Source organism: Neisseria sicca 4320 (assembly GCF_000193735.1).
In the GTDB taxonomy this organism is placed as follows: domain Bacteria; phylum Pseudomonadota; class Gammaproteobacteria; order Burkholderiales; family Neisseriaceae; genus Neisseria; species Neisseria sicca_E.
The window spans coordinates 1-633 of record NZ_AEPF01000143.1; the positions used below are offsets into that span (position 1 = coordinate 1).

A 633-nucleotide genomic window follows, 5' to 3' on the forward strand; every position below is an offset into this window, starting at 1 on the left:
CCAAACAGCGTAAGCGAAAACCCTATAAGCTCGATTCGCAGCTGATTCGGCACATCGACACCCTTATCCGCCGCAAACTCAGTCCCGAACAAGTATGCGCCTACCTGCGCAAACACCACCAAATTACGCTCCACCACAGCACCATTTACCGCTACCTCCGCCAAGACAAAAGTAACGGCGGCACTTTGTGGCAACATCTCAGAATATGCAGCAAACCCTACCGCAAGCGCTACGGCAGCACATGGACCAGAGGCAAAGTGCCCGACCGCGTCGGCATAGAAAACCGACCCGCCGTCGTCGACCAAAAAGCCCGCATCGGCGATTGGGAAGCCGACACCGTCGTCGGCAAGGATCAGAAAAGCGCATTACTGACCTTAGTTGAACGCGTTACCCGCTACACCATCATCTGCAAATTAAAGAACTTATAGTGGATTAAAATAAAAATAGGACAGTAGCGCATCGTCAAATCGGGCGTAATCAGACAATACGGTTCGCAGATACCGCTTAATATTCGCCCACACCTTCTCAATCGGGTTGAGCTCAGGTGAATAAGGTGCAAGAGGCAATACCTTATGTCCCAATTTTTCTGCCATTTCCCGTAAGACACCCATACGGTGGAATCGTGCATTATCT

At 50.7% G+C, this 633-nt stretch carries 1 protein-coding gene and 1 pseudogene; one reads left to right on the top strand and one right to left on the bottom strand.

Annotated features, from left to right (window positions below):
• Window positions 1-425: pseudogene (locus NSCA4_RS14810) on the top strand (IS30 family transposase); the annotation flags it as partial.
• On the opposite strand, the gene NSCA4_RS0111450 reads toward NSCA4_RS14810, so the two are convergent.
• Window positions 423-633, bottom strand: a 211-nt coding sequence (locus NSCA4_RS0111450; RefSeq protein WP_016688248.1) for a transposase, incomplete at its 5' end; no start/stop codon positions are given. The pseudogene NSCA4_RS14810 and the gene NSCA4_RS0111450 sit on opposite strands and share 3 nt — an antisense overlap.